This window comes from Azospirillum sp. OGB3, from assembly GCF_014192915.1.
Taxonomy (GTDB): domain Bacteria; phylum Pseudomonadota; class Alphaproteobacteria; order Azospirillales; family Azospirillaceae; genus Azospirillum.
On sequence record NZ_JACHYN010000002.1, the window covers coordinates 177,995 to 197,073 of the forward strand.

General features: G+C 67.3%; 21 protein-coding genes and 1 tRNA gene. 11 read left to right on the plus strand and 11 right to left on the minus strand.

All coding sequences use genetic code 11. From position 1 onward, the window contains the following. The first annotated feature begins 217 nt into the window (after window positions 1–217). Both FHW79_RS04725 and FHW79_RS04730 read left to right on the plus strand, forming a co-directional pair. Window positions 218–1,969 carry a methanol/ethanol family PQQ-dependent dehydrogenase gene (locus FHW79_RS04725; protein WP_183177881.1) on the plus strand — a complete coding sequence of 584 codons (1,752 nt, stop codon included), beginning with the start codon at window positions 218–220 and terminating at the stop codon, window positions 1,967–1,969. Window positions 1,970–2,196: 227 nt separating this feature from the next. Next, window positions 2,197–2,862, plus strand: a complete 666-nt coding sequence (locus FHW79_RS04730; protein ID WP_145622721.1) for a response regulator transcription factor — start codon at window positions 2,197–2,199, stop codon at window positions 2,860–2,862. A 179-nt stretch (window positions 2,863–3,041) separates the two neighbouring features. Here FHW79_RS04730 and FHW79_RS04735 read toward each other — a convergent pair whose 3' ends face one another. The 4 genes from FHW79_RS04735 to FHW79_RS04750 all read right to left on the minus strand — a co-directional run bounded on the left by FHW79_RS04735 (window position 3,042) and on the right by FHW79_RS04750 (window position 6,011). Continuing rightward, window positions 3,042–3,476 carry a hypothetical protein gene (locus FHW79_RS04735; RefSeq protein ID WP_183177882.1) on the minus strand — a complete coding sequence of 145 codons (435 nt, stop codon included), beginning with the start codon at window positions 3,474–3,476 and terminating at the stop codon, window positions 3,042–3,044. A 90-nt stretch (window positions 3,477–3,566) separates the two neighbouring features. Further along, entirely contained in the window at window positions 3,567–4,376 is an 810-nt protein-coding gene (locus FHW79_RS04740; RefSeq protein WP_183177883.1) for an ABC transporter ATP-binding protein, read from the minus strand. Then, window positions 4,267–5,025: an ABC transporter permease gene (locus FHW79_RS04745; RefSeq protein ID WP_183177884.1), complete on the minus strand. Its 759-nt coding sequence runs from the start codon at window positions 5,023–5,025 to the stop codon at window positions 4,267–4,269. Before FHW79_RS04745 ends, FHW79_RS04740 begins: the two co-directional genes overlap by 110 nt. After that, the gene (locus FHW79_RS04750; RefSeq protein WP_183177885.1) at window positions 5,025–6,011 is read right to left on the minus strand and encodes an ABC transporter substrate-binding protein; all 987 of its coding nucleotides are present in this window, start codon (window positions 6,009–6,011) and stop codon (window positions 5,025–5,027) included. Before FHW79_RS04750 ends, FHW79_RS04745 begins: the two co-directional genes overlap by 1 nt. Before the next feature lie 412 nt (window positions 6,012–6,423). Here FHW79_RS04750 and FHW79_RS04755 point away from each other — a divergent pair, with 412 nt between their 5' ends. Further along, complete coding sequence (locus FHW79_RS04755) at window positions 6,424–7,011, plus strand: PQQ-dependent catabolism-associated CXXCW motif protein (RefSeq protein ID WP_211108122.1); 588 nt, start codon at window positions 6,424–6,426, stop codon at window positions 7,009–7,011. A gap of 15 nt (window positions 7,012–7,026) precedes the next feature. Here the strand turns inward: FHW79_RS04755 and FHW79_RS04760 are convergent, their stop codons facing one another. The 3 genes from FHW79_RS04760 to FHW79_RS04770 form a co-directional block, all read right to left on the minus strand. Further along, a complete protein-coding gene (locus tag FHW79_RS04760) occupies window positions 7,027–7,419 on the minus strand; it encodes a c-type cytochrome (protein WP_183177886.1) in 393 nt (130 codons plus the stop codon). Between the two features lie 157 nt (window positions 7,420–7,576). After that, window positions 7,577–7,972 carry a cupin domain-containing protein gene (locus tag FHW79_RS04765; protein ID WP_183177887.1) on the minus strand — a complete coding sequence of 132 codons (396 nt, stop codon included), beginning with the start codon at window positions 7,970–7,972 and terminating at the stop codon, window positions 7,577–7,579. Between the two features lie 124 nt (window positions 7,973–8,096). Then, a tRNA-Leu gene (locus tag FHW79_RS04770) sits at window positions 8,097–8,183 on the minus strand. A 137-nt stretch (window positions 8,184–8,320) separates the two neighbouring features. On the opposite strand from FHW79_RS04770, the gene FHW79_RS04775 reads away from it, so the two are divergent. Both FHW79_RS04775 and FHW79_RS04780 read left to right on the plus strand, forming a co-directional pair. Then, window positions 8,321–8,851 carry a disulfide bond formation protein B gene (locus FHW79_RS04775; RefSeq protein WP_183177888.1) on the plus strand — a complete coding sequence of 177 codons (531 nt, stop codon included), beginning with the start codon at window positions 8,321–8,323 and terminating at the stop codon, window positions 8,849–8,851. After that, window positions 8,848–9,462 carry a demethoxyubiquinone hydroxylase family protein gene (locus FHW79_RS04780; protein WP_183177889.1) on the plus strand — a complete coding sequence of 205 codons (615 nt, stop codon included), beginning with the start codon at window positions 8,848–8,850 and terminating at the stop codon, window positions 9,460–9,462. Before FHW79_RS04775 ends, FHW79_RS04780 begins: the two co-directional genes overlap by 4 nt. Window positions 9,463–9,495: 33 nt before the next feature. Here FHW79_RS04780 and FHW79_RS04785 read toward each other — a convergent pair whose 3' ends face one another. Both FHW79_RS04785 and FHW79_RS04790 read right to left on the minus strand, forming a co-directional pair. Continuing rightward, complete coding sequence (locus FHW79_RS04785) at window positions 9,496–9,660, minus strand: DUF1289 domain-containing protein (RefSeq protein ID WP_183177890.1); 165 nt, start codon at window positions 9,658–9,660, stop codon at window positions 9,496–9,498. Window positions 9,661–9,702: 42 nt separating this feature from the next. After that, entirely contained in the window at window positions 9,703–10,266 is a 564-nt protein-coding gene (locus FHW79_RS04790; protein WP_183178299.1) for an HNH endonuclease, read from the minus strand. 332 nt (window positions 10,267–10,598) lie between these two features. On the opposite strand from FHW79_RS04790, the gene FHW79_RS04795 reads away from it, so the two are divergent. The 3 genes from FHW79_RS04795 to FHW79_RS04805 all read left to right on the plus strand — a co-directional run bounded on the left by FHW79_RS04795 (window position 10,599) and on the right by FHW79_RS04805 (window position 13,427). Further along, a complete protein-coding gene (locus FHW79_RS04795; protein ID WP_014241314.1) occupies window positions 10,599–10,766 on the plus strand; it encodes a hypothetical protein in 168 nt (55 codons plus the stop codon). A gap of 79 nt (window positions 10,767–10,845) precedes the next feature. Continuing rightward, a complete protein-coding gene (gene gluQRS / locus FHW79_RS04800; protein WP_183177891.1) occupies window positions 10,846–11,697 on the plus strand; it encodes a tRNA glutamyl-Q(34) synthetase GluQRS in 852 nt (283 codons plus the stop codon). Between the two features lie 167 nt (window positions 11,698–11,864). Then, the gene (locus FHW79_RS04805) at window positions 11,865–13,427 is read left to right on the plus strand and encodes a PAS domain-containing hybrid sensor histidine kinase/response regulator (RefSeq protein ID WP_183177892.1); all 1,563 of its coding nucleotides are present in this window, start codon (window positions 11,865–11,867) and stop codon (window positions 13,425–13,427) included. Between the two features lie 21 nt (window positions 13,428–13,448). Here the strand turns inward: FHW79_RS04805 and FHW79_RS04810 are convergent, their stop codons facing one another. Then, complete coding sequence (locus FHW79_RS04810; RefSeq protein ID WP_183177893.1) at window positions 13,449–14,297, minus strand: DUF4743 domain-containing protein; 849 nt, start codon at window positions 14,295–14,297, stop codon at window positions 13,449–13,451. 146 nt (window positions 14,298–14,443) lie between these two features. On the opposite strand from FHW79_RS04810, the gene FHW79_RS04815 reads away from it, so the two are divergent. Then, window positions 14,444–14,833: a response regulator gene (locus FHW79_RS04815; protein ID WP_183177894.1), complete on the plus strand. Its 390-nt coding sequence runs from the start codon at window positions 14,444–14,446 to the stop codon at window positions 14,831–14,833. 34 nt (window positions 14,834–14,867) lie between these two features. Here the strand turns inward: FHW79_RS04815 and FHW79_RS04820 are convergent, their stop codons facing one another. Next, the gene (locus FHW79_RS04820; RefSeq protein ID WP_183177895.1) at window positions 14,868–15,098 is read right to left on the minus strand and encodes a hypothetical protein; all 231 of its coding nucleotides are present in this window, start codon (window positions 15,096–15,098) and stop codon (window positions 14,868–14,870) included. Between the two features lie 553 nt (window positions 15,099–15,651). On the opposite strand from FHW79_RS04820, the gene FHW79_RS04825 reads away from it, so the two are divergent. After that, window positions 15,652–17,598 carry a PrkA family serine protein kinase gene (locus tag FHW79_RS04825; protein WP_183177896.1) on the plus strand — a complete coding sequence of 649 codons (1,947 nt, stop codon included), beginning with the start codon at window positions 15,652–15,654 and terminating at the stop codon, window positions 17,596–17,598. A 50-nt stretch (window positions 17,599–17,648) separates the two neighbouring features. Next, window positions 17,649–18,941 (plus strand): YeaH/YhbH family protein, encoded by a 1,293-nt coding sequence (locus FHW79_RS04830; protein WP_183177897.1) that lies wholly within the window; start codon window positions 17,649–17,651, stop codon window positions 18,939–18,941. Window positions 18,942–19,079: the final 138 nt, after the last annotated feature.

The window sequence follows — 19,079 nt, forward strand, 5'->3', positions numbered from 1 at the left end:
TATTTGCCAATGGACCCCATCCGGAGCGCCGGTAGACTGCTTTATTGTCAGAAGGATAGGGGCTTCGCGATACCGCGTCGCCCCTGCGTCGGACCCCTGATTGTTCCGAAAAGAAGCCGAGAACGGGCGGACGAAGCAGACGGATTCCGCCAATTCGTCTGCACATGATCTCTGCCCACGCCTCCGGCTGTCCATTCCCCTGGGAGGTATCCGCACCATGAAGCGTCTCTTCCGAACCTGCCTGCTTGCAAGCGCCATGGCCGCCGGCCTTGGCCTGGGCGGCCCCGCGCTGGCCGCTGACGGGCCGAGCAACGACGACCTGCTGAACGACGCCAAGTCGACGGGCGACGTCCTGACCTACGGCATGGGTCCTCAGGCGCAGCGCTTCAGCCCGCTCGACAAGCTCAACCCGGACACCGTCAAGGGGCTGGTGCCGGTCTGGTCCTTCTCCTTCGGTGGCGAGAAGCAGCGCGGGCAGGAGTCGCAGCCGATCATCCATGACGGCACGATCTACGTCACCGGCTCCTATTCGCGCCTCTACGCCGTGGACGTAAAGACCGGGCAGAAGAAGTGGCAGTACGACCACCGCCTGCCCGAAGGCATCATGCCCTGCTGCGACGTGGTGAACCGTGGTGCCGCGCTCTACAAGGACAAGATCTACTTCGCGACGCTGGACGCCCGTCTGGTCGCGCTGAACAAGGATACCGGCAAGGTCGTCTGGTCGAAGAAGATCGAGGACTACAAGGCCGGCTACTCGGCGACCGCCGCCCCGCTGATCGTCGACGGCAAGGTCATCACCGGCAATTCCGGCGGTGAGTTCGGCATCATCGGCATGGTCGAGGCGCGTGACGCCGAGACGGGCGAGCTGGTCTGGCAGCGCCCGACCATCGAGGGCAACATGGGCACCCTCAATGGCAAGGAATCGACCATGACCGGCGTGATGAACGCAAGTTGGTCGGGCGATCTCTACAAGACCGGCGGCGGCGCCACCTGGCTGGGCGGCACCTACGATCCGGAGACCAAGACGCTGTTCTTCGGCACCGGCAACCCGGCGCCCTGGAACTCGCACCTGCGCCCGGGCGACAACCTATACACCTCCTCGACGCTGGCCATCGACCCGGCCAACGGCGACATCAAGTGGCACTACCAGACCACGCCGCACGACGGCTGGGACTTCGACGGCGTGAACGAGCTGGTGTCCTTCGACCTCAAGAAGGACGGCCAGACCATCAAGGCCGGCGCCAAGGCCGACCGCAACGGCTTCTTCTACGTGCTCGACCGCACCAACGGGAAGCTGCTCAGCGCCTCGCCCTTCGTCACCAAGATCACCTGGGCCAAGGAGATCGACGTGAAGACCGGGCGGCCGGTCTACAACGACGACAACCGTCCGGGCACCCCGGTCGGTGCCGAGAAGGGCACGTCGGTCTTCGCCGCCCCGGCCTTCCTCGGCGCCAAGAACTGGATGCCGATGGCCTACAGCCCGGCGACCGAGCTGTTCTACGTCCCGGCCAACGAGTGGGGCATGGACATCTGGAACGAGCCGATCACCTACAAGAAGGGTGCGGCCTATCTGGGCGCCGGCTTCACCATCAAGCCGCTCTACGACGACTACATCGGCGCGCTGCGCGCCATCGACCCGAAGACCGGCAAGATCGTCTGGGAATACAAGAACCCGGCGCCGCTGTGGGGCGGCGTGCTGACCACCGGCGGCAACCTTGTCTTCACCGGCACGCCGGAGGGCTACCTGAAGGCCTTCGACGCCAAGTCCGGCAAGGAGGTCTGGAAGTTCAACACCGGCTCCGGCGTCGTCGGCTCCCCGGTCACCTGGGAACAGGACGGCGAGCAGTATGTGGCCGTGGTTTCCGGCTGGGGTGGTGCCGTACCGCTGTGGGGCGGCGACGTCGCCAAGCTGGTCAAGGACATCAACCAGGGCGGTTCCCTCTGGGTCTTCAAGCTGCCGAAGGCCTGACGGGGAAACCCCCGTGCCGTGACCGGACCAGGAAAGGGCGGCCCGAAGGGTTCGGGCCGTCTTTTCTTGCGAACCGCTTGCAACAGGATTTGGGCCGGGATTTAAAACGGAATTGCCTACGATCGGCTGTTTTGGGGAATACCCGTTCCCGTCCTTGCGCATTCTTGAACGGTCCGGCATGATCACACCTGGAAACGCCCCGAAACGATGAGCGTGGGAACCACGCCATGAGCCGAATTCTGATTGCGGACGATCATCCGCTGGTGCGCGACGCCCTGCGCAGCGCCGTCCTCTATTCCTGCCAGGCGCAGGAGATCCACGAGGCCGGTTGCCTGGACGAAACCATCTCCATCCTCGACTCCATGCACAGCGGCAAGGGGGAGCCGGACCTCGTCCTGCTCGACCTCAACATGCCGGGCATGAACGGTCTGACCGGGCTGATCGCCCTGCGCCGCCGCTTTCCGGCCATCCCCGTCGCCGTCGTCTCGGCGCACGAGGACCGCAAGGTGATGCTGGAGGCGGTGCGCTGCGGCGCCGCCGGCTTCATCCCGAAATCGACTCCGCGGGACGCCATTGCCGGCGCGCTGCGCCAGATCCTGGCCGGGGAGGTCTATCTGCCCGCCTCGGTCGAGGAGGGGGCCGCGGCGGAGGACGAGGAAACGGCGGAGATCGCCCGCCGCCTGTCCACCCTGACGGCGCAGCAGCTCCGCGTGCTGGAGATGCTGGGCACCGGCAAGCTCAACAAGGAAATCGCCTATGAGCTGAGCATCACGGAAACCACCGTGAAGGCCCACGTCTCGGCGATCCTGCAAAAACTGAAGGTCTACAGCCGCACCCAGGCCGTGGTCTTCGCCAACCGCCTGCAACTGGAAAAGGCCCGCTTCGGCATCTGAGGTTCCCTCTCCCGCCCCGGGAGAGGGAAGGGGCCCGCGCCGCAGGCGTGGGAAGGGTGAGGGTACCCCAAGGATCGGCGGCTTGATCCTCGCACGACTCTCACCCGGCCCTTCGGGCCACCCTCTCCCGGGGCGGGAGAGGGATGGAGCGCCAACGGCGTAGCCCCGCGCGGGTTTGCCTAACGGTTCCGCATCCGCCGCGCGTCCGCGGCGGCGCGCGCCGCCTCCTGTCCCGGATCGCCACGCCCGAAGCCGAGCGGCACAGGGCCGTCGAGCCAGCCGAAGCCGTCCAGGGCGTGGCCGTCGAACTCCGCCCAATCCGACCAGTCCTTGTCCTTGCTGCGCCGCTTCGCCTCCGCCTTGCGCACGGCGCGCCGGGCCTCCAGGCCGGGGTCGCGCCGCCCCAACTCCTCGTCGCGCGTCGCACGCTCGATGATGACGATGGATGACCCGGTGACGGAATCGCCGATGATCGCCAGATCGCGCGATCGGTCGGCGTGGTTGGGGCTGTGAGAGCCGGATTGCAAAATCACGATCTCCCCGGCGAGGGCCGCGCCGGACAGGAGCGCCAGGCCGGCGCCCAGCAGGAACATGGGCAGGAACAGGGTGCGCATCGTCGTCTCCGCCGGTTTCATCGCAGCGGGACAGACTGCGCCCGGCGGGCGGCGTCGGGTGTGAGCCGCTTCACAGTTTCGGCGAAAGAGTCAGGCGAGCAGCCGGAAAGCCGGATCGGGCCGGGCCAGCAGCTCCGCCCGCACGCGCTCGACCAGCGCATCGTCGCGCAGCGCGCGCGGCGTTTCCAGCGGCACCTCCGCCGCCACCCGCGTCGGGCCGGGGGCCATCACCAGGATGCGGTCGGCCAGTTGGATCGCCTCGCGCAGATTGTGGGTGACGAACAGCACGGTGGCCGGGGACCGCTCCAGCATCGTTGCGAGGAGGGCGCGCATCCGCTGCGCCGTCGGCTCGTCCAGCGAGACGAAGGGCTCGTCCATCAGCAGCAGACCCGGCTCCACCGCGAAGGCGCGGGCCAGCGCCACCCGCCGCGCCATACCGCCGGACAGGCGGGCCGGATACTCGTCGGCCACCGCCTCCAGCCCCATGGCGGTCAGCCAGCGCTCCGCCGTGCCGTCGCTCCGCCGCGCCTTGGGCAGAACCAGCGCCACGTTCTGCCGCACCGTGCGCCAGGGCAGCAGGCGGGGCGTCTGGAAGACGCAGCCGAGCACCGGCTCTGGCCCGCCGAAGTCGAGCGTTCCGTCGAAATCGCGGTCCAGCCCGGCGGCGATGGCCAGGGCGGTGGTCTTGCCGCAGCCGGACGGGCCGACCAGCGCCAGGAACTCTCCCGGCGCGGCCGTCAGCGACAGGCCGCGGATGACCTCCCGCCCGGCGAAGCGCTTGGAGCGGATCTCAAGCCTCAGCGCGCACCGGCCGCCAGCGGCTGAGCCGCTGCTCGACGGGTTGCAGGACGCAGAGCTCGAGAAGCTGGACGACGGCCACGAAGGCGACGGTGTACGCAAGAATGCCGGCCACATCGAACATCTGGAAGTAGAGGTGGATTTGGAATCCCACCCCGTCGCTGCGGCCCAGAAGCTCGACCACCAGCACGATCTTCCAGATCAGCGCAAGGCCGGACCGCGCCGCCGCGGCGAAGTAGGGGGTGAGCTGGGGCAGCAGCACATGGCGCAGCACGTCCGACCGCGCCATGCGGAAGGTCCGCGCCATCTCGACATACTGCTCGTCGATGGCGCGCGTCCCTTCGCGCAGGACGACCACGACGTTGGGAATTTTGTTGACGGCGACCGCGCCGACCGCCGCCGCCTCGGTCAGGCCGAACCAGACATAGGCGAGCACGATCACGACCAGCGCCGGGATGTTCAGGAACACGGTCAGCCACAGCCCGAACAGCCGGTCGGCGGTGGCCGAGCGGCCGAGCAGGATGCCCAGCGCCGAGCCGATGGACATGGCGATGACGAAGGCCGCGGCCATGCGCGCCAGCGTGATCCCCAGGTGATGGAACAGCGCGCCGTCCGCCGCCTCGCGGACCAGGACGGACAGCACGGCGGCGGGGCCGGGCAGGCTGCGGCTGGCCGCCAGTTCCGCGGCGACGGCCCACAGCGCGACCAGCAGAGCCAGCGACAGGACCGGGGCCAGCCGCCGCCACCGCATCAGAAATGGACCCCCGGCCAGAAGGTGCCGTCCGGCAGGGCCATGGCGTTGCCCACCAGCTCCCGCCCGCCGAGCTTGGCCATCAGCCCGTAGAGCTTGGCGGCGGCCTCCCGCTCCTCCTCCGTCCAGCGGTTCGGGATGCCGGCGCGGAACTGGTCGCGCAGCGCCGCCCAGGTGGCCTCGTCCTCCGCCTTCATCAACGGGCGCAGCCGGTCCCATTCCGCGTCGGATTGCGCCATGATCGCCTTGGCCTTGCGCGAGGCGGTTACGAAGGCGTCGAGCGCCGCCGGGTTGGCCTTGGCCCAGCCCTCATGGAAGACGAAGCCGACCGCCGGCACCTGGGCCGACAGGCCGAGATCCCGCATCATCCCGTCCACCCCGATGACCGTCCGCATCCCCGCCGCCTGGAGACGGGCGGCGTAGGGCCAGAAATTCAGCACCGCGTCCAGCTCCCCCGTCGCGGCCTTCTGGTTCAGCAGGGGCGGGGCGGCGAAGACCGGCGTCGCCGCGGCGTCGAGGTCGAGCGCATGGCGGTCGCGGGCCAGCGCCTTCAGCAGCAGCCAGCTCTTGTCGATGGGGGTTCCGGCGACGCCGATGCGCCTGCCCTTCAGGTCGGCGACGGAGGCGATGGGCGAGGCCGCCGGCACCATCAGCGCGCCGACCGCCGCGGAATGGGGAATGAAGGTCAGGTCGGCCCCCGCCGCGCGCTGGCGGGCCACCCACAGCCAGTCGCTGGCGATCATGTCCACCGCGCCGCCCTGCAGGGCGATCTGCGCCGCCTGACCGCTCGCCAGCTCCATCAGCTTCAGCTCGAAGCCGGCGGCCTCGTCCAGCCGGTGGTGGCGGATGACGTCCAGCTCCCAGCTGACCGTGCCGAATTTCAGCACCCCGATGGTCACCGTGGGCCGGTCCGCCGCACGCGTCACGGAGGCGACGCAGATCAGCGCCAGGACCAGAAACAGCCGGACGAGGGGCATCAGGCGCATGGCTCCGCCCCTGCGCCAAAAATTGCATTTTCATGAAGGCTTTGCCGCGTCATGGTTGCGCGGTGGACAGGGCGGCGGATTGGCCACCGCCCGTGTCCCATCACAAGGAGGCGTCGAGGATGGAGAAAATCCTCACTCTCCTGATCCTGCTGCTTCAGGTGGTCAAGGGCATCCTTGATCTCCTGAACCGCTAAGGATCGGGCCGGGAGGCAAGGGTCTAGCCACCCTTGTCTCCCTAGCCTGATGATGATGCGTCCTGCGGTCGTTTGCAAGGCAGGCCTCTGCGGTGCGGTGGCGCAGCGGAACGCGGGAATCCCACGATGGCGAACGCTGAGCTTAGGCCCCGCCCGCCGGTCCCCGGTATTCGACTATCGGGCAACTTGACCCTGTCGGGCACGGGGGGATTTCGTGGATGCCGCAGAACAATGGGGGAGGGAACGTGGTGCGCGCAGGATGGCTGGGCGCCGCCGGGCTGGCGCTCTTGCTGGCCGGGCCGGCGGGAGACGCCGTGGCGGACGCGGTCCCGGTGCCGGACGGCTACCGGATGACCGAATACCGGTCGCCGACCCCGGCCTCGCTGCCCGGGGCCGAGACGGTGGACACGGCGCGGGCCCGCGCTCTCGTGGAGTCGGGTGCGGCTCTTCCCATCAACGTGATGAAGCTGGACCGCAGCACGCTGCCCGGCGGTCCCTGGCTGGTGCCGAAGCCCTTTCCGCAGATTCCCGGCAGCGTCTGGCTTCCCAACGTCGGGCTCGGGGCGCTGACACCGGAACTGGACGGCTATTTTCGGGCCAATCTGGAGCGGCTGACCCGCGGCGACCGCGGGCGCGGCCTGCTGTTCTACTGCCTGGCGGACTGCTGGATGTCGTGGAACGCGGGCAAGCGCGCCCTGGAGATGGGCTACCGCCGCGTCCTCTGGTACCGCGACGGGGCGGACGGCTGGGCCGAAGCCGGCCTGCCGACCGAGGATGGGAAGCCGGTTCCGGTCGCCGCACCGTAACCGGCTCTTCGCTGCTCACTGCTTCAGCGACTTCAGGAAGGCGATCAGATAATCCTGCTCCGCCGGATCGGTGATGGCGACGTGCCGCATGCGGGTGCCAGGCACGAAATTGTCGTTGCCGGCGATCCAGTGGCGCAGGTTGTCTTCGGTCCAGGTGATGTTGGATGCCTTCAGCGCGTTGGAATAGTCGAAGCGCGGGATCGAGCCGGCCTTGCGCCCGACGACGTTGTACAGGCTCGGGCCGAAGGCGTTCTTGCTGGAATCGAGCGAATGGCAGGCCGCGCACTGATGGAAGATCTGCTTGCCGGCGGCCTCCTCGGCCGTCTTGGGCTGTGGCCCGCTTTCGGCGTTGGCCGTCCCGGCGGCAAGCAGAAGAGCAGCGGCGATGACGAGTCTGGAAACGGTCATGTGAGGTGGCTCCCCAGCCAAAAACCCGCGGCGCCGGTCGCGGCGGCGGTCGATGCCGCGCATTTTAAGGGGTTGGGACGGGCCGCCGAATTGGACTTTGGAACAAGCCCGCAATCGCGTTGAGGTTTTGGGCGCGCAACGGGCCGTCGCCGCCGTCTCACCCCCCGTATTGCTCGTCGGTGACCTTCTCCATCCAGTCGACCGCCTTGCCGTCCAACTGCTCCTGGATGGCGATGTGGGTCATGAACATGGTGGGCGAGGCGCCGTGCCAGTGCTTTTCGCCGGGCGGGAACCAGACGATGTCGCCGGGGCGGATCTCCTCGACGGGGCCGCCGTCTCGCTGGACCCGGCCGACGCCGGCGGTGACGATCAGGGTCTGTCCCAGGGGGTGGGTGTGCCACGCCGTGCGGGCGCCGGGTTCGAAGGTGACGCTCGCCGCCGCCGTGCGGGCCGGGGCTTCGGTCTGAACGATGGGGTCGATGCGGACGGTGCCGGTGAACCAGTCGGCCGGTCCGGTGACGGATGGCTGCATGCCAACCCGGGTGATGTCCATAGCCCAATCCTCCGCTCGCTGCCCCAAGTCCGGGGCCGTCTGGCAGAAACAGGCGGGGAGGGCGGATGTGGCCTTGCGGCGGTCCGTGGAGCAGGGGTCCGTGGAGCAGGCACAGGAGGGAAGGTGGTGCGGGCGGTCGGACTCGAACCGACATATCCGTGAGGACGGCGGATTTTGAGTCCGCTGCGTCTACCAATTCCGCCACGCCCGCACGGTGCCTGCCGGACCCGGCGCTCGCGGCGACCGGTGCCCGCTATATAGAGGGGAAACGGCCCTGGGACAAAGTGTTTTGTGCGGATGCGTCGGCGTGTCTGGCCTAAGCCTGTGGGGCGCGCTAATCTCACCCGCATGATGAACCGCCTCCCCATCGACGATCCGCGCTACACCGCCGGGCTGCTGGCCATCGCCAGCGTCGGCGTTCTGGCCGCCGCGCTGTTTTTCCAGTTTGTGCTGGGCTATCAGCCCTGCGTCCTGTGCCTGTGGCAGCGTGTGCCCTACGGGGCGGTGATGGCCTTCGGCATCGTCACCCTGCTGTTCCGCCAGTGGCGAGGGCTGGGCGACGCGCTGCTGGTGGCGAGCGGGCTGGCCCTGCTGGCCGGTGCGGGAATCGCCGCCTATCATGTGGGGGTGGAGCAGCACTGGTGGGCCGGCACCTCGGCCTGCGGCGCCGGTGGAGGACGCGCGCCCCAGACGCTGGAGGAATTGCGCGCCCAAGTGCTCGCCGCTCCGGTCACCCGCTGCGACGAAGTCGCGTGGTCGCTGTTCGGAATTTCGATGGCGGGCTACAACGTCGTGATTTCGCTGGCTCTGTCCGCCTTCGCCTTCGTGGCGGCCCGCGCCGCCTACATCCGGACCTCGGTTTCCAGGACCTTCGCATGACACCGCTCGACGCCACTGCCGCCGCCGCTTCCGCTCCGTCCGCCGGCGAGTCGTCCGCCCCCCGGCCCCGCCCGCGCGGGCGCCTGCCCGGCGACCCGACCCCGCAACAGCGGCTGGCGCGGATCGTGCGCGTGGACCATGCCGGCGAGTATGGGGCCAAGCGCATCTACGAGGGCCAGCTCTCCGTCATGGGCCGGGGCCGCCACGCCAAGACCCTGCGCCACATGGCCGAGCAGGAGCTGGAGCATCTCCAGTATTTCGAGAAGCAGCTCGTCGCCCGCCAAGTGCGGCCGACCGTGCTGCAGCCGCTGTGGCACGTGGCCGGCTTCCTGCTCGGCGCCGGCACGGCGGTGATGGGCGAACGTGCTGCCATGGCCTGCACCGTCGCCGTCGAGCAGGTGATCGACGGTCATTACGAGGCGCAACTCAAGCACCTCGGCCCGGAGGAGGAGGATCTGAAGACCTCCATCCTCAAGTTCCAGGCGGAGGAGGTGGAGCACCGCGACATCGGCCTGCTCAACGGCGCGGAGCAGGCCCCGGCCTATCCGGTGCTGTCCGCCGCCATCAAGGCCGGCACCAAGGCGGTCATCTGGGTGGCCGAACGGGTGTGACCGCCGTCCGCTCCGGTGGAAACCGGAGCGGACTCAGCCGGCCTTGCCGTCCGCTCCGTTCTTCGCCGGAATGGAGGCCGGGATGGGTGCCGGAGCGGGCGATATGCCGTAGATCTCGTCCTCGCTCCGCCCGCAGCCTTCGCAATAGCCGTCCTCGCCGATGATGCAGATGCCCACGCAGGGATTCTCGTCGTCCATTCCCAAATCTTCCTCGGTCCAGCCTTCCCGATCGCGGCGTTTCTACACTGGATCGAGTTCGGTGTCCCAATAAAGAAAATCCCGCCAACTTTCGTGAAGGAAGTTTGGCGGGAATGCACGTCCGTTCTCTTGAAGCTGGTAGGCACTCGGCTGGAACGGGGGACTGAGGGGGATCATGCCGCAACTGTGCGGCAACCTGTTTCCCTTTGCCAGATTGCAGGCCGAGCAGGAGGTGACGACGTTGTCCCAGGTGGTGCGCCCGCCGCGCGACCGTGGGATGACGTGGTCGAAGGTCAGTTCCTGCGTGGGGAAGTGGTGGCCGCAATACTGGCAGGTGAAGCGGTCGCGCAGGAAGACGTTGAATCGGGTGAAGGCCGGCCGCCGCGTCGCCGGGATGAACTCCTTCAACGAAATGACGCTCGGCAGCTTGACCTCGAAAGTGGGGGAGCGGACGACGCGGTCATATTCGGAGATGATGTTCACCCGGTCCAGAAAGACGGCCTTCACCGCCTCCTGCCAGGACCAGAGCGACAGAGGGAAGTAGCTGAGCGGCCGGAAGTCGGCGTTCAGCACCAGGGCCGGACAGTGATCGGGTGGTGGAGCCAATGGCCACTCCCTTATCTGAGACGTGTCTGGAACCTTTCTGGTGTTCCGCTCCCCCTTGCGGGATGACACGCCGCCGGGTGACCGGAACACCAGATACATAGTTGATTTGTGCTTCGAACTCAATATGTCGCGCCGCACTGCGTCATTTCTTCACGATCCCATAACCCTTTCGATGGACATGGGGCCGGCGTTTCCGGACGGCCGGCAGGATGCCTGTGACATTTGGTTGTGAAGCCTTGATCGTGCATTTTCCGACATCGTGGTTACTGTACGTTAACCATGCTCTGAGATGGTGACGGCGCCCGAGGGGGACGCTTTCGAAGGGAACATCCATGAGCGCCACGATCATCGACCTTGCCGAGAAGCGCGCCGAGCGCGAGGAGCGCGACCGCCAGCGCCGCATCGACGCCTTCGACCGCGAACTGCGCCGCCGCCTCGCCATGTATCTGGAGGGCGAGGACATCCCGGTCGAGCCGATCAAGGACAATCCCTACATCTGAGCCCCGCCGTCCGCCTCCTCCATCCGCAGCGCCCACGGTCCCCCATGCGGGCTGGGCGCGGTTGGGGTATAAGGCGGGAATGACCGACGTCGTCACCCGCTTCGCGCCGAGCCCGACCGGCCATCTGCATCTCGGGCACGCCCATTCCGCTCTGTTCGGCTGGACCACCGCCCGCAAGGCCGGGGGGCGGTTCCTGCTGCGCATCGAGGACATCGACCCCCAGCGCTGCCGTCCGGAGTTCGACCGCGACCTGCGCGAGGATCTGGCCTGGTTGGGCCTGACCTGGGAGGAGCCGGTGCGGCGACAGTCGGAGCATGCGGAGGATTACCGCACCGCGCTGGCGCGGCTCGATGGCCTCGGCGCCGTCTATCCCTGCTTCTGCACCCGCAAAGACATCGCCGCCGAGATCGCCCGCGCCGGCCAAGCGCCGCACGGACCGGACGGTCCGCTCTATCCCGGCACCTGCCGCGCCCTGTCGGACCTGGAACGGCAGGACCGCATCGCCGCGGGGGCGGCCTATGCCCTGCGGCTGGATGTGGAGAAAGCCGTTTCCCTGACCGGGCCGCTGCGCTGGCACGACCGGAGGCGGGGCTGGCAGGACGCCACGCCGGAAATCCTGGGCGACGTCGTGCTGGCCCGCAAGGACGCGCCGACGAGCTATCATCTCGCGGTCACGCTGGACGATCACCTCCAGGGCGTGACCCTGGTGACGCGAGGAAATGATCTTTTTTTCGCGACTCACGTGCACCGCCTGCTTCAGGAACTCCTCCGATTCGGTCCTCCCGATTACGAACATCACCCTTTGTTGGTCAATGAGCGGGGGGAGCGCCTTGCCAAGCGCGACAACGCCAAGACATTGCGATCCCTTCGGGAATCGGGCCAGGAACCGTCGGCGGTGCGCGCCTTGGCCGGCTTTCCGGAAGAGTTATGATCTACCACCATCTGTGTATACATGCGTCGCCAAACTATCCGTTTGAGGCGGGTCGTCTGGAATCTCCTTCCTCTTGTGCGTATCTTTTTAATCGCGACTGATTGTTTGTTCCGCCAAAAGGGTGGCGCCGAATGATCGGCCGGCTTGCAATCCGAAGGGGGCAAGCGATGCGAGAGGAGGATGTGGCGGGGGGCGACCGTCGTCCCGCCAACTCCGCCGAACTGCGGCGGGTTTTCGACACGATCGGCGTGGCGATCGCCCTGCTCGACCGGCAGGGACGCATTGCCGATCTCAACACGGCCATGCAACGCGCCATCGGATGCCCGCATGATCTGCTGATCGGGCAGCCCATGGCCGGCGCCTTCGTCTGGGGTGGCCGGGAGGGCGCCGCGGACCGCTTCGCCCAGGCCGTGGCCGCGGCCGGCCGTGGGGTGCTTCAGGAACTGACCCTGACGGGCGACGGGACTTGGCTCGACATCGTGCTGACACCGCTTCCGGCGGAGGCCGGCGGAGAGCCGGCCGGCGTTGTGATGACCGCGGCGGACGCCAGCCGCCGCATGGCCGCCGAGGCGCAACTGCGTTCGAAGGAGGAGTCCCTGCGCGCCGCGCGGGACGAGGTGGCGCGCGCCGGCCAGACCAAAGTGCGCTTCCTCGCCGCCGCCAGCCATGACCTGCGCCAGCCCGCCCAGTCGCTGACCCTGTTCGGTGCGGTCCTGGCGGAGCGCCTGTCCGACCATCCGCAGCTGCCCTTGGTCCAGACGATGAACCGGGCGGTCGAGGCGATGCGCGGCCTGCTCGACGCGCTGCTGGACGTGGCCCGGCTCGACTCCGGGAGCGTGTCGCCCGACATGGCGCCCTTCGCGGTGGCCGAGATGCTGGAGCGGCTGGAGGCCGACTATGGCCCGCGCGCGACCGCCAAGGGGCTGAAGCTGCGGGTGCGCCCGCTCAAGGCGCAGGTCCGCAGCGACGCCATCTTGCTGGAACGGCTGCTGCGCCACCTGCTCGACAACGCGGTGCGCTACACGGCGTCGGGCGGGGTGCTTCTGGGCTGCCGGCGGCGGGGCATGATGCTGTGCATCGAGGTGGCGGACACGGGCGTCGGCATCCCCACCGACAAGCTCGATGAGATTTTTGAGGAGTTCGTCCAGCTCGGCAACGCCGAACGCGACCGCAGCCGCGGCCTCGGCCTGGGGCTGGCGGTGGTGAAGCGGCTGTCGCATCTGCTCGGCCTGCCGGTCCGCGTGCGGTCGCGTCCGGGGCGGGGCACATGCTTTACGGTGGAGGTTCCCTTGCACGCTTCCTGGAATCCCAACGGGACAGAACGCGCCATGCCGTCCCTGGACCCGCCCGGCGCGCTGGCCCTGATCATCGACGACGAGGAATTGATCCTGCAGAGCCTGCGGCTGGTGCTGGAGCAGTGGGGGTGGGATGTGCTGGCCGCCGCGTCGGGGGAGGAGGCGCTGCGCCAGCTCGACGGTGCGGAGCGGCTTCCCGACGTCATCATCGCCGACTACCGCCTGCGCTACGGGCGGACGGGGGTGGACGCCATCCGCGACATCCACGCTTTCGCCGGAGAACTCATCCCAGCGATCCTGCTGACCGGCGACACCAGCCCCGACCGCATCCGCGAGGCGCGGCGCAGTGGCTTCACCGTCCTGCACAAGCCGGTCACCCTGTCGGAGCTGTCGTCCCACCTGGAGGACGCGAGGGCGCGCGCCGCGGCGGAATGACCGGAGACTTCGGGGCGGCGCCTACCGCCGCAGGCCCCTGACGATCTCCAGATAGTCCGGCTCTTCCGGCGTCAGCCAGCCGTGTCGGACCATGAAGTCGATGACGACGAGGTTCACGTTGAACTTCCAGTCCTTCGTCGCGCGCACCGACTCCGCGACGCGGTCCAGCGGCCACAGCTCGAACCGCTCGACCTCGCCGTCGGTGTTCTGCGGGACGAAGTCCGCGTCGAGTTCCAGGTCGTAGAGGAACAGCGTGTCCTGCTTCAGCCCGGCCTCCGTCTCCATGCGGTAGGTGACGGCCCCGACGGGAACGGCCCGGGACGCCAGGGCGGCGTCGATTCCCGCCTCCTCCTGCGCCTCCTTGACGAGGTTCTCGGCCAGCGTCAGGCCGATCGGCTGGCCGCCGGCGATCATGTTGTCCAGCTTGCCCGGCGCCACCTCGCGGTCGCTCGCGCGCCGCCCGATCCACAGCGACAGGCCGCCGTCCGGCCGGCGGACGAAGCCGTTGACGTGCAGCCCGTAGGCGGGTGTGCCGAACTGCGCCACCACCGCACGGTCGATGCGCATCAGCGGTTCCGCCCCCCAGGCCGGCATGACCGGATAGAACTCGCCGCGCAGGGCGGATACCGCCCCCGTCTCGACAAGGAACTGGGCGGCGTGCGCCAGCACGGAGGAGCGCGCTTCGAAATCGCGCACCTCCGGGGCCAGCGTCACCCGGTCGGCGGTGACGACGAAGCCCGGATCGACGCCGGGAAGCTGCTCGGCCAGCGCGTGGCGGACCCAGCCGAGGCGATGCCCTTCCAGCTCGAACGGACGGAAGCCGGAGAGGTCGTGCGCGTTGCACGCGCGGATGTGGTCGAGGAAGCTCATGCGACTCCGTGTAGCCGCAGCGCCCCCTGCCGCGCAACCGTTCTTCCGCGAGACGATTCCCGGCGGGCTGGAAGCGGTGCCAGCCGGTTGCAAAGGGCGTCCTTGCGGCGTACACACACGGCCTATCGGACTCGGGGGACAGGTCGATGCCGGCGGCGTTCGGGGATTTTTCGGTTCTGGTGATCGAAGACGAGAGCTTCACCCGTATGGTGCTGGCTAAGATGCTGGCAACGCTGGGCTTCCGCTCCGTCCATCAGGCCGCCGACGGCGAGGCCGGGCTGGCCGCCGTGCGGGCGCACGAACCCGATCTGGTCGTCTGCGACGTGGAAATGCAGCCGATGGACGGGCTGGACTTCCTGAAGGCGTTGCGGGCAAGCGCTGATGCCCGTCACCGCGTGTTGCCGGTGGTCTTCATGACGAACCGCGCTGACCAGAGCCGCATGGACGAAGCCGCGGCTTTCGGTGCCGACACCTTCATCCTCAAGCCGGCCACCCCGGCGTCGCTCAAGGAAACGCTGGGAGCCAAGCTCGGTTGAGGTCGTGTGGCCGGCCGAGAGCGGCCTCCGCCGGTCACACTTTTTCCCCGACCTGTGGCAGGGCTGCAAAAATGTGGCCAAGTGCTTGATTCCAGCCGGCTTCCGGATTCCTGCCGGATTGTGCGCCGCAATGGCAAAGGCGTCTCACCCAAATTCTGCCTTGTTGATCTGCTGTGATGAGGCTCACCATCCTTCTTTGGAAGGTGTGGACCACGCCGATCGCCCATGCGTTAATATCCGCAGGCGGAGTGGTGGTCACAGGCATGGAAGTGTGTTGTTAAGAAATAGTCGGCACACTTAACGTTAACCGTAGCGCCTTAGTGGGTTAAGGCGCGTGGATGCACTGGAGGTCGATGGGTGATCGGCAAAGTCCAGCGAGTCCCCGACGAACGGCATCCGGGCCGCGTGCCGGAAGCCGGCTGGAAGTGTCAACCCCATCGAACTTCGTTGCTTTTGCCGTCCTTTCCGCCGGTGCTTGCACGCCGGTTTTCCCGGACAACCCGGCCGCGTGGTCTATTACTGACGACCGGTGTGTCCGACCGCCCGTCTTTTCAGGCTATCAAGGCTTTCCTCCTGGAAAGCTCTAGGTCGAGCATTACATTCAGTTTTGAAGCATTCGAGTTTAGCACTCCGAAGGGGGCGCTTCATTTGAAGGGCAACTGGATAAAAGGTCTGGCTTTCGACGGTGAGCGGGGGTGCCGCGGGACCGTTGCGTCCGTGACACCCCAGAGTTCGCACCTGCGGCAGGTGCCGCCCCCGCCGCCCGGGTCCCCCGGCGGCAGCCCCGACGCATCGGACTAAGAGACACGGAGAGCGGAATGTTCCCGGCCGACGAACTGTTCACGCGCTACACACAGTCCTACGAGGGGCGCCGTGAGGTCGAGATGAGCCTCACGGAATACCTCCAGGAATGCCGCGACGACCCGATGATGTATGCCTCCGCTCCGGAGCGCATCCTCGCCGCCATCGGCGAACCGGAAGTCGTCGACACCGCCAAGGACCCGCGCCTTGGCCGAATCTTCATGAACCGGACGATCAAGATCTATCCGGCCTTCGCCGACTTCTACGGCATGGAGGAGACGATCGAGCGGATCGTCGGCTTCTTCCGCCACGCCGCGCAGGGGCTGGAGGAGCGCAAGCAGATCCTCTACCTGCTGGGCCCGGTGGGCGGCGGCAAGTCGTCGCTGGCGGAGCGGCTGAAGTCGCTGATGGAGAAATGCCCGGTCTATGTGCTGAAGGCCGGCAAGGAGATCAGCCCGGTCTTCGAAAGCCCGCTCGGCCTGTTCAACCCGGACGAGATGGGCGACCTGCTGGAGGACCGCTACGGCATCCCGCGCCGCCGCCTGACCGGCCTGATGAGCCCGTGGGCGGTCAAGCGGCTGGACGAGTTCGGCGGCGACATCTCCCGCTTCCGCGTCGTCAAGCTGCATCCCAGCAAGCTGCGCCAGATCTGCGTCACCAAGACGGAGCCGGGCGATGAGAACAACCAGGACATCTCCTCGCTGGTCGGCAAGGTCGACATCCGCAAGCTGGAGGTCTACAGCCAGAACGATCCCGACGCCTATAGCTTCTCCGGCGGCCTGAACCGGGCCAGCCAGGGCCTGCTCGAATTCGTCGAGATGTTCAAGGCCCCCATCAAGATGCTCCACCCGCTGCTGACGGCGACCCAGGAGGGCAACTACGTCGGCTCGGAGAACATCGGCGCCATCCCGTTCCAGGGCATCATCCTCGCCCACTCCAACGAGGCGGAGTGGCAGTCTTTCAAGAACAACAAGAACAACGAAGCCTTCATCGACCGCATCTGCGTCATCAAGGTCCCCTACTGCCTGCGCGTGCAGGAGGAGCAGCGGATCTACGACAAGCTGGTCAAGGGCTCCGACCTCGCGACCGCGCCCTGCGCGCCGTCGACGCTGGAGATGCTGGCGAAGTTCTCGGTGCTGTCGCGCATGCGCGACCATCCGAACTCCAGCCTCTACTCCAAGATGCGCGTCTATGACGGCGAAAGCATGAAGGAGACCGACCCCAAGGCCAAGTCCATGCAGGAATACCGCGACCAGGCGGGTGTGGACGAAGGCATGGACGGCATCTCCACCCGCTTCGCCTTCAAGGTGCTGGCCGCGACCTTCAACTACGACTCCAACGAGATCTCGGCCGACCCCGTCCACCTGATGTACATCCTGGAGCAGTCGATCAAGCGGGAGCAGTTCCCCGACGACACCGAGAAGAAATACATCGAGTTCATCAAGGCCGAGATGGCGCCGCGCTACGCGGAGTTCATCGGGAACGAGATCCAGAAGGCGTATCTGGAATCCTACAGCGACTACGGGCAGAACCTGTTCGACCGCTATGTGGATTACGCCGACGCGTGGATCGAGGACCAGGACTTCAAGGACCCGGACACCGGCCAGTTGATGAACCGCGAGCTTCTGAACCAGGAGTTGACCAAGATCGAGAAGCCCGCCGGGATCGCCAACCCGAAGGACTTCCGCAACGAGGTCGTCAAGTTCGCGCTGCGCGCGCGCGCGGCGAACGCCGGGCGCAACCCCTCCTGGACGTCCTACGAGAAAATCCGTGAGGTGATCGAGAAACGCATGTTCTCCCAGGTGGAGGATCTGCTTCCGGTCATCAGCTTCGGGTCCAAGAAGGACGGCGAGACCGAGAAGAAGCACAACGAGTTCGTGTCGCGCATGATGTCGCGCGGCTACACCGAGCGGCAGGTCCGCCGGTTGGTCGAGTGGTACATGCGTGTGAAGCAGGCCGGCTGACGGCCCGCTTCGCCACACGAGCGTGAACGGGTAGGAGGGGCTCCCCCTTGATGAACATCATCGACCGTCGCCTGAATCCGCAAGGCAAGAGCCTGGCCAACCGCCAGCGGTTCCTGCGCCGTGCCAAGGAGCAGGTGGTGAAGGCGGTGCGGGATGCCTCCGGCAAACGCGGCATCCAGGACATCGAAAACGGCGAGAAGGTGACCATCTCGACCGGTGGCGTTCGGGAGCCCTCCTTCCACCGCTCCGGGGCCGGCGGCGTGCGCGACTACGTCGTGCCGGGCAACAAGGAGTATGTGGAAGGGGACACCATCGCGCGGCCGGAGAGTGGCGGCGGCCGCGGCGGCAACGAAGGCAGCCCGGACGGGGAGGGCGACGACGATTTCCGCTTCGTCCTGTCCCGCGAGGAGTTCCTGGACATCTTCCTGGAGGACCTGGAGCTTCCCGACCTCGTCAAGCAGAAGGTCAAGCAGACGGAGTCCCACTCGCTGACGCGGGCGGGCTATTCGGTGACCGGTTCGCCGGCCAACCTCAACCTCGTCCGCACCATGCGGAACAGCCTCAGCCGGCGCATTGCGCTGAAGCGCCCCAAGCCGGCGGAGATGCTGGAGTTGGAGGCTCTTCTGCGCGAGGCGGAGGACCGCGGCGAGGACCCCGAGAAGCTGCGGGAGATGCGCGACCAGTTGGAGCGGCACTATCTCCGCTCCAAGCGCATCCCCTTCATCGACCCGATCGACGTCCGCTACAACCGGTTCGAAACGGTGCCGAAGCCCATCGCGCAGGCGGTCATGTTCTGCCTGATGGACGTTTCCGGCTCGATGACCGAGCACATGAAGGACCTCGCCAAGCGCTTCTTCATGCTGCTGTTCCTCTTCCTGAAGCGGCGCTACCGGTCGGTGGACATCGTCTTCATCCGCCACACCCACGAGGCCAAGGAGGTGGACGAGGACACGTTCTTCTACTCCACCGAGACCGGCGGCACCGTGGTCTCCACGGCGCTGGAGGAGATGCAGCGCATTGTCAAGGAGCGCTATCCGGAGAACGAGTGGAACATCTACGCCGCCCAGGCGTCGGACGGCGACAACATGTCGTCGGACAACGCGCGGTCGGCGGGCCTGTTGCGGGACGGCATCCTGCCGCTGTGCCAGTACTTCGCCTACATCGAGGTGGCGGCGGAGCACAACATGGGCCTGTCGGCGTTGGGCCGCGAGACGGAGCTGTGGCGGACCTACAAGACGGTCCAAGGGCCGGACCTGCCGATCGCCATGCGCCGCGTCCGCTCCCGCCGGGAGATCTTCCCGGTCTTCCGCGATTTGTTCGCCCGCGAGAAGGCGAGGGCGTAGGCGTCCTTGCCCCCACCCCAACCCTCCCCCGCTGACGCAGGGGAGGGGGCTTCGTTTCCCTCCCCTGCGAAGCGGGGGAGGGTCGGGGAGGGGGCAATGCCCGCCACCGCAAGGCCGAAACAAGAATCGGGGCCAACA

Coding starts and splice junctions, on each gene's coding strand:
- FHW79_RS04780 (WP_183177889.1), top strand. CDS start 8,848: ATGACACCGCTCGACGCCACTGCCGCCGCCGCTTCCGCTCCGTCCGCC.
- FHW79_RS04820 (WP_183177895.1), bottom strand. CDS start 15,098: ATGCCTGTGACCACCACTCCGCCTGCGGATATTAACGCATGGGCGATC.
- FHW79_RS04785 (WP_183177890.1), bottom strand. CDS start 9,660: ATGGACGACGAGAATCCCTGCGTGGGCATCTGCATCATCGGCGAGGAC.
- FHW79_RS04765 (WP_183177887.1), bottom strand. CDS start 7,972: ATGGACATCACCCGGGTTGGCATGCAGCCATCCGTCACCGGACCGGCC.
- FHW79_RS04730 (WP_145622721.1), top strand. CDS start 2,197: ATGAGCCGAATTCTGATTGCGGACGATCATCCGCTGGTGCGCGACGCC.
- FHW79_RS04815 (WP_183177894.1), top strand. CDS start 14,444: ATGCCGGCGGCGTTCGGGGATTTTTCGGTTCTGGTGATCGAAGACGAG.
- FHW79_RS04795 (WP_014241314.1), top strand. CDS start 10,599: ATGAGCGCCACGATCATCGACCTTGCCGAGAAGCGCGCCGAGCGCGAG.
- FHW79_RS04725 (WP_183177881.1), top strand. CDS start 218: ATGAAGCGTCTCTTCCGAACCTGCCTGCTTGCAAGCGCCATGGCCGCC.
- FHW79_RS04760 (WP_183177886.1), bottom strand. CDS start 7,419: ATGACCGTTTCCAGACTCGTCATCGCCGCTGCTCTTCTGCTTGCCGCC.
- FHW79_RS04755 (WP_211108122.1), top strand. CDS start 6,424: ATGCCGCAGAACAATGGGGGAGGGAACGTGGTGCGCGCAGGATGGCTG.
- FHW79_RS04810 (WP_183177893.1), bottom strand. CDS start 14,297: ATGAGCTTCCTCGACCACATCCGCGCGTGCAACGCGCACGACCTCTCC.
- FHW79_RS04775 (WP_183177888.1), top strand. CDS start 8,321: ATGATGAACCGCCTCCCCATCGACGATCCGCGCTACACCGCCGGGCTG.
- FHW79_RS04825 (WP_183177896.1), top strand. CDS start 15,652: ATGTTCCCGGCCGACGAACTGTTCACGCGCTACACACAGTCCTACGAG.
- FHW79_RS04830 (WP_183177897.1), top strand. CDS start 17,649: ATGAACATCATCGACCGTCGCCTGAATCCGCAAGGCAAGAGCCTGGCC.
- FHW79_RS04745 (WP_183177884.1), bottom strand. CDS start 5,025: ATGCGGTGGCGGCGGCTGGCCCCGGTCCTGTCGCTGGCTCTGCTGGTC.
- gluQRS (WP_183177891.1), top strand. CDS start 10,846: ATGACCGACGTCGTCACCCGCTTCGCGCCGAGCCCGACCGGCCATCTG.
- FHW79_RS04735 (WP_183177882.1), bottom strand. CDS start 3,476: ATGCGCACCCTGTTCCTGCCCATGTTCCTGCTGGGCGCCGGCCTGGCG.
- FHW79_RS04750 (WP_183177885.1), bottom strand. CDS start 6,011: ATGCGCCTGATGCCCCTCGTCCGGCTGTTTCTGGTCCTGGCGCTGATC.
- FHW79_RS04805 (WP_183177892.1), top strand. CDS start 11,865: ATGCGAGAGGAGGATGTGGCGGGGGGCGACCGTCGTCCCGCCAACTCC.